Here is a 1,279-nt window from a genome sequence, read left to right on the forward strand (position 1 = left end):
ATTAGCAGGTATTTCATCGCCTGTTGGAATTGCTATTGTATTTGTTTCATGGTTTTTATACGCCGCAAAAGTTCATTTCTTTATTAAACAAAAATTAGCATCAGCCAAGTATAATTTTATTRAAGAAACAGCTGCTCTGAAAAAAAATATGCAGCTAAAATTGTGGCTAAGATTATATTTTACCATCCTCATACCGGTTATTATTTATGTTTTTCTGCTTATTGGTTTAAGCATCAATTACAGTCTTTTTATTAGTGCCATTTGTATCCTGATTGTTTTTTCGGCTTTAATTTTTGGCTTATCGTGGCTAACTTATCAATCGGTAACATTAAGTTTTTTAATTAATGAAAAGGAACCGGTTCGTTTTGGAATAAAATTTAAAAAACCATTCTTCAGCTGGCCATTATTCCATTTACTCAAAGAACAACCCTTAATGTTATTGATGTGTAAGCTGTTGTCATTTGTTTTCTTTAAAGCAATGCTGTGGATGTTTGCAGATGTTGGCTACGATATACGTGTATTATTAGTTGCTTTATTGGCATCTGTTTTATGCCATGCAGTTTTGATTTTTACTTTGCTAAAATTTGAAACTGAATACATGAATTTCAGCAAGAGTCTTCAGCTATCAATCAATAAAAGGATATTCAACTGGTTATTAATTTTCGCCATCATATTAATCCCCGAATGGATATTTTTGATTTCAGCCGCTCACCTTAACCTCTATGCGATAGCCAATGGGCTTCTGTTTAGTTTATCCGGGCTATTTTTCCTATTGGCGTTAGTGTATATCGTTCGGTTAGATATGGACAATTACCTCAAATGGTTGCTGTTTTTCTTTTTTATTGCCATGTGGTCAATCCTTGCGCATTATTATCTTTTGTTCAGTTTGGTGTTGTTAGCCGGTTGTATTTTATACTACTTGTTTATGTTTAATAAAATCGATCTGAAGGGGATGGAAGAATAAGAATTTTAACCACAGATATTCATAGATAATACAAATATAAATCCATCTGTGCTCATCATTGATCTGTGGTTAAATTCTGTTATAGATTACCTAAACCATTGTTTTTTTCCATTTACCCTTTTTAAACAAGATATAGGCAGCTATCGCAATACCTGCTTCAGCTGTTGGGATGGCAATAAAAACACCTGTTGGGCCCATTTCTAAAAATTTGGCTAAAAAGTAAGCCAAAGGAATCTGGAACAACCAAAAGGCAAAAACATTAATTTTGGTAGGTGTCCAGGTATCACCAGCACCATTAAACGCGCTACTGAATAC

2 pseudogenes are annotated in these 1,279 nt (G+C 33.4%); one reads left to right on the forward strand and one right to left on the reverse strand.

Features of this window, described 5'->3' with window-relative positions:
- Positions 1-964: pseudogene (locus tag AC1DPQ_RS28035) on the forward strand (hypothetical protein); the annotation flags it as partial.
- A 90-nt stretch (positions 965-1,054) separates the two neighbouring features.
- On the opposite strand, the pseudogene AC1DPQ_RS28040 reads toward AC1DPQ_RS28035, so the two are convergent.
- Positions 1,055-1,279: pseudogene (locus AC1DPQ_RS28040) on the reverse strand (MATE family efflux transporter); the annotation flags it as partial.

The sequence above is a fragment of the Pedobacter sp. 01T416_2 genome (assembly GCF_056398925.1).